The 6,293-nt window shown below is 28.4% G+C and carries 5 protein-coding genes, 1 pseudogene and 1 other annotated feature; of the genes and pseudogenes, 3 read left to right on the top strand and 3 right to left on the bottom strand.

Annotated features, from left to right (window positions below):
* Positions 1 to 396: pseudogene (locus QK892_RS09055) on the top strand (glycosyl transferase); the annotation flags it as partial.
* A 115-nt stretch (positions 397 to 511) separates the two neighbouring features.
* On the opposite strand, the gene QK892_RS09050 reads toward QK892_RS09055, so the two are convergent.
* Positions 512 to 763 carry a TIGR04540 family protein gene (locus tag QK892_RS09050; protein ID WP_317273223.1) on the bottom strand — a complete coding sequence of 84 codons (252 nt, stop codon included), beginning with the start codon at positions 761 to 763 and terminating at the stop codon, positions 512 to 514.
* Positions 764 to 1,015: 252 nt separating this feature from the next.
* On the opposite strand from QK892_RS09050, the gene ahpC reads away from it, so the two are divergent.
* A complete protein-coding gene (gene ahpC, locus QK892_RS09045) occupies positions 1,016 to 1,579 on the top strand; it encodes an alkyl hydroperoxide reductase subunit C (RefSeq protein ID WP_317273222.1) in 564 nt (187 codons plus the stop codon).
* Between the two features lie 151 nt (positions 1,580 to 1,730).
* The gene (locus tag QK892_RS09040) at positions 1,731 to 3,395 is read left to right on the top strand and encodes an FAD-dependent oxidoreductase (RefSeq protein WP_317273221.1); all 1,665 of its coding nucleotides are present in this window, start codon (positions 1,731 to 1,733) and stop codon (positions 3,393 to 3,395) included.
* Between the two features lie 243 nt (positions 3,396 to 3,638).
* Here the strand turns inward: QK892_RS09040 and QK892_RS09035 are convergent, their stop codons facing one another.
* Entirely contained in the window at positions 3,639 to 4,286 is a 648-nt protein-coding gene (locus QK892_RS09035) for an alpha/beta fold hydrolase (RefSeq protein ID WP_317273220.1), read from the bottom strand.
* A gap of 229 nt (positions 4,287 to 4,515) precedes the next feature.
* A complete protein-coding gene (locus QK892_RS09030) occupies positions 4,516 to 5,823 on the bottom strand; it encodes a dicarboxylate/amino acid:cation symporter (protein WP_317273219.1) in 1,308 nt (435 codons plus the stop codon).
* Positions 5,824 to 5,912: 89 nt separating this feature from the next.
* Positions 5,913 to 6,147, bottom strand: a binding site (T-box leader).
* Between the last annotated feature and the right edge of the window lie 146 nt (positions 6,148 to 6,293).

Genomic DNA, 6,293 nt, shown 5'->3' with positions numbered 1-6,293 from the left:
ATTGCAAATGAATACTATCTTTTAAAGAAATATTCTATGGCATCAAATTATTATCTTAAGTCCCTTAATTCAAATAATGACTATTATCATATAAATAGCTATATAACATTTTTATTAGTTAAATCCTATTATGAGATGAAAAAATATAATAAAGCTATTTTAATAGGAGAAAGTTTCTCTATTAAATATAATTTAATAAGAGAATTATATTTTATTTTAAGTGAATGTTATAAGATGCTTGAAGAGCTTGATATATCCAAGGAATACTTTAAAACTTATTTAAGTAGCACTCAAAATGAGTACTCTTATTATTTTAGTTTAATGAGTGATTCTTCTAAAAACTTAATCCCTGAATTTTTTGGATTTTCAGTAAGTAATTTAGAAATAAATAACTAAAATAAGGAAGAGGTTGTACTCTTCCTTATTTTAGTTATTTATTTTAATCTAGTATATTACAATTTTAAACCTTTAAATAACATTAATAGAACTCAATATAAATAATGTTAAGCTACTATTCATGTTTTTTGCCTAAAATTTGCTCTAGTACATTTAATCTTGTTTTACCAAGTATTTGCTTAGGTTTTTTAGCTATTTCATTGTCTTTATAAAATTTGTTCTTATTAGCTTGTATAACCATATAGATTTTATCTTCTAATGCCTCATCTTCAATATTACCTTCAAAATAATCATCTATATAGTTTCTTAATGCATAACTTAGCTCTTCTTGATTCTTATAATATAATCTTATTCCACCCTTATTCAATTATATATCCTCCCTATAAAATCTACTTTTTAAATATATTTTATACTAAAAATATCTTATATACAACCTATATTAATCGTCTTAATATTTATTTAATTTTTATATGTATCTGTTTTCCACATTTTCTTTTCATTTTTCTTTAATTTAAAAAAATTTTGAACAATTTAATAATTTATGAAATTGTATTGACAAATTATTAATTAATAATTATTATTAATACATAAAGAAAATTACTTAAGGGAGGAAAAATATATGGCATTAATAGGAAGAAAACTTGAAGAATTTAAGGTTCAAGCTTACCACAACGGAAAGTTTGTAGAAGTAACAAATGAGGATGTATTAGGAAAGTGGGGAATATTCTTCTTCTATCCAGCAGACTTCACATTTGTTTGCCCAACTGAATTAGGAGATTTAGCTGATCATTATGATAGCTTTACAGAAATAGGAGCAGAAATATATTCAGTATCTGAAGATTCTCATTTCGTTCATAAAGCATGGGCTGATACAACTGAAACAATTGGAAAGATTAAGTATCCAATGCTTGCAGACCCAACTGGTAAATTAGCAAGATTCTTTGAAGTTCTTATAGAAGAAGAAGGTATGGCTTTAAGAGGAACATTTATAGTTGATCCAGATGGTGTAATTCAAGCTTATGAAGTTCACCAAAACGGAATTGGTAGAAATGCAGAAGAATTATTAAGAAAAGTTCAAGCTGCTCAATTCGTAAGAGAACATGGCGACGAAGTTTGCCCAGCTAACTGGACTCCTGGAGATGAAACTTTAGTACCAAGCTTAGACCTAGTTGGTAAGCTCTAATATATTGAAATAACATAGAGGAGATTTTTTCTCCTCCATTATAAGATTTAGCGAGGAAACTCGCTATTTTTTTAACAGACTAATTGATAATAATTATTAAGTAATAATAGAGATATAGATTAAATACTTTCATTTTATAAAGGAGGCTTATATGAGCAATAATATTTATGATTTAATTATAATTGGCGGTGGTCCAGCTGGTTTATCTGCAGGTTTATATTCTGGTAGAGCAAAACTTAGAACATTAATTATTGAAAAAGAACATACAGGTGGCCAAATTAGTACAACTGCTGAAGTTGTAAACTATCCTGGTATAGTAAAAATAAGTGGTTCCGAACTAACTTCACAAATGCGACTTCAAGCAGAAAATTTTGGTGTTAAGTTCCAAACTGCTGATGTTATCGATGTAGATTTTGATGGTGAAATTAAGAGCATAAAAACAAATACTGGTGATATTAAAGGAAGAGCTGTAATTATAGCTACAGGAGCATCACCAAGAAAATTAGGTTTCCCAGGAGAAATTGAATATGGTGGTAGAGGTGTTGCATACTGCTCCACTTGTGATGGTGAATTCTTTAAAGGTTTAGAGGTTTTAGTAATCGGTGCAGGTTTTGCAGCTGCTGAAGAAGCTATATATCTAACAAGATTTGCTAAGAAAGTAATAATAATTGCTAGAGAGCCTGAATTCACTTGTGCTAAATCTATTGGTGATAAAGTTAAAGCTAATAAAAATATAGAAATAAGATTTAATACTGAAGTTGTTGAAGCTGTTGGCGATGATTTATTGAGATCAGTGAAATTAATTAATAATGTAACTAATGAAACTTCTGAATACTATCCTCCAACGGAAGATGGAACATTTGGTATCTTTGTCTTTGTTGGATATCAACCACAAACAGATGTATTTAAAGGCAAAGTAGATATGGATAGATGGGGTTATATATTAACTAACGAAAACATGGAAACTAATGTTAAAGGTGTTTATGCCGCTGGTGATCTAAGACCTAAGATGTTAAGACAAGTTGTTACTGCAGTTGCTGATGGTGCTATTGCTGCAACTGATGCTGAAAGATATGTAACTTCAGAAAAAGAAAGACTTGGAATAGTTGATGAATATATTGAAGAAGATAAAGTAGAAACTAAACAAGAAGTTGCTGCATCTTCTGCTATGAAATCTGGTAAGAGTTCTCTATTAAATGATGCTTTAAGAGGTCAAATACAAGGAATTTTAGCTAGATTTGAAAATAAAATATCTCTAGTTTCTATTGTAGATGAAAGTAATGCTAAATCTATAGAATTAAGAGACTTAGTTTTAGATATAGCTGATTTAGGCGATAAAGTTGAAGCACTTATCTACAAAAAAGGTGAAAATCCAGAAATGGAAGATAAGGTTCATGCAAATAAATTCCCTATAGTTGCTATCTTAAATAAAGATGGTGAATACTCTGGTGTTAAATTCCACGGAGTTCCTGGTGGCCATGAATTAAACTCATTCATTATAGCTATGTATAATATAGCAGGCCCTGGTCAAGAAATTAGTGCTAACCTATTAGATGAAATTAAATCTATAGATAAGAAACTTAATATAAAAGTTGGTGTATCACTTTCTTGCCACGTATGTCCTGATGTAGTTATGGCTGCACAAAGAATTGCAATAGAAAACCCTAATGTTGAAACTGAAATGTTAGACTTATCTAACTTCCCTGAATTAAAAAATAAGCATAAGATAATGAGCGTACCAGCAATAATAGTAAATGACGAGAAAGTTTACTTTGGTGGTAAGAAGTTAGAAGAAATAGTTAAATTATTAAAATAAAAACTAGATAAATATCATATTCGCTGCGACCTCGCATACGCTCCAAGTCGCTCTCATATGATATTTATCTAATTCTATAATGAAGGAAGGAATTTATAAAAAGTTATTTATAAGGTAATCTTTTTATAAATTCCTCTTTTTTTATTTATTCTACTACTGAGAAATCAAATTTCCAATTCCCTTTAATACTATCCTTGGACAGTTCTATATAGATTTCTTCTGTAGCTTGATTATATATGGTTCCTATAACAGATCCATTTCTATTGGTAATCTCCTACTATAAAAATCATTAATAATTTCAGCTAATTCTTTTGGATTATCAATGTTTACTTCATGTTTAGCATTTTTCACAAAAAACATTTCTGATTCTGGCATAATTTCTGCTAATTTTTTTGTAGCCTTTATATTTACTATGTCTTTTTCTCCACATATCAATAACACAGGACAAGAAACTTTTTTTAACTCTTGGTTAAAATTTAAGTTCATCATAGAATTTGTCAACTCTATAAAACCTTTTCTATCCATTCCTATACTTTCAAAAGACTTTTCAGGAATAAATCTAAATACTATATTTTGTAATCTAAGCAATACTTTAGACATTCTATATTGACCTGCTATTAGTACTAATGATTGAACTTTTGTAGGATTATCTATAGCATAATTTAACGCAAGAACTGCCCCCAATGAAAGCCCACATAGATTTAATGGTTCTAAGTTACTATCACAATACTTAGAAAATTTATTATATAAACTTAAATATGTTTTATTTTCATCATTAATATATGAAGATAAATCAGGACAAATAGCATTTTGTTTATTTACCATATATGATATTGTTTCGTTCCAACTTGAGAATTTTTGTCCAAGTCCATGGATTAATATATATTTCATTAAATACTTTCTCCTTATTATATTTTAATTAATTATACATAAAAACCTTCCAAATCAAAAGAATTTTTTTCCATTTGTGATATTCTAAGGAATATTATTGCACTAAAGTTAAATGAGTAATTTCCATGTACTAAGTTAAATATTTTTACTCTTATTAAAAAAACCTATGTAATAGACTTACTAAAATGCTTGTCTATTACATAGGCTTTATTTTACGTTTATAATTCTATTACTGCTCTAGGACACTATTTCTAGTCTTTCTTTTTTCTGTTTCGTCAACTACTAATGCTGTTACTGCTGTTCCAGTTACATTAGTTAATGTTCTCATCATATCTATAATAGCATCTACTGCAATTACCATAGCCATACCTTCTACTGGTAATCCAGCAGTTGATAATACAACCGTTGTTGACATAGTAGCTGCTCCTGGAACCCCTGCTATACCAATTGATGAAACTATAGTAGTAAGTACTATTAAGAAGTAATGATACATAGTCATATCTACATTAAATACATTTGCTACAAATACAGCAACTATAGCTGGATATAAACCACCACAAGCATTCATTCCTATTGTTGATCCAAGTGGTGCTACAAAGCTTGCTACATTATCAGAAACTTTAGCATTTTCTACTAAACTCTTAATAGTAACTGGCAATGTTCCATAACTACTTTGACTTGTAAATGCAACTACTTGAGCAGGGAATATATCTTTAAAGAATTTAAATGGATTCTTTCTTGCCACAAATGCTACTAATGGAGTATGCACTAATACTATTTGTAATATACAAGCTATATATACTGCTAAAACTACTGCTATTAATGATTTTATAGTATCCATACCATTTTTAGCTGCTGCTGTTGCTATTAAAGCAAATACACCATATGGTATAAATTGTAATATTATTCTAGTAATACTTAATACTAATTCATATACTGATAATACGAAATCTTTAAAAGGCTTAACCTTCTCAGGATTTTTATTATCTTCAATAACTAATGCTATTGCTACAAATAATGAAAAAATAACTATTGGTATAATTTGATTATTCACTATTGAAGCAACCGGATTAGTTGGTAAAAAGTCTAAAATAACTTTTGAAAAAGCAGGTATTTCTTTTGGTGTAAATCCCTCTACGCCAACATAATTTAAACCTTGTCCTAAATTAAATAATCTTCCTATAATTAAACCTATTATAGCAGCAACTCCTGTTGTTCCAAGTAGAACTCCTATTGTTTTAAGTCCTATTGACTTTAAAGTTTCTAAATTCTTTAATCTAATTATACTAGTTATTATTGATACCATAACTAGTGGTACAACGATCATTTTGATTAATGATATATATCCCTTACCTACAACTTCAAGATAAGAAAGATTTTCTTTGAAAATAGCTCCTAAAATTAATCCTATTGTTAAAGCTGTTAAAGTTGCATATGAGAACTTACCAGTCTTTGATTTCACTAAATAAATAACATAAAATGACACTAATGACAGTATTACTGCCAAAATTAAATTAAAACTAATATTGATATTCATGTTTTTTCCTCCTATTTTTTGATTGTTAAATTTTATAAATGCTAGAAATTAAAAATTCCTAAGGAATAAAAAAAACTTCTGCCCTGTATTACAGAGGCAGAAGTCTAACTTCCACGGTTCCACTCTGATTAGATATATAATATCCATCTCATCTTCGGTACAAAAAATACCTAATCTCTATAATGGGAGAACCCATAACTCCATACTTAATTCAGGAATTAAACTCTAAGGTGCACTTCATTAACATAATTATAGGCTATTTCAGCAACCTAGCCCTCTCTATAATAATTATTACTAATTACTCTCCCTCGTCATCGTTATTAATCATATCGGAATACTATGTTTTTATTATAGCATTATATATTTCATTGTCAATATAAAAATTGAATATTATATATGTATATTTTATTCATATAAATATAAGATGTCTATCATTATTTAATAAATAATATTATACATCCTATTAAACA

This window comes from Clostridium lamae, from assembly GCF_033043255.1.
GTDB classification, from domain to species: Bacteria; Bacillota; Clostridia; order Clostridiales; family Clostridiaceae; genus Clostridium; species Clostridium lamae.
The sequence above is the reverse complement of the archived record's forward strand: the minus strand, read 5'-3'. Positions and strand labels throughout refer to the sequence as shown.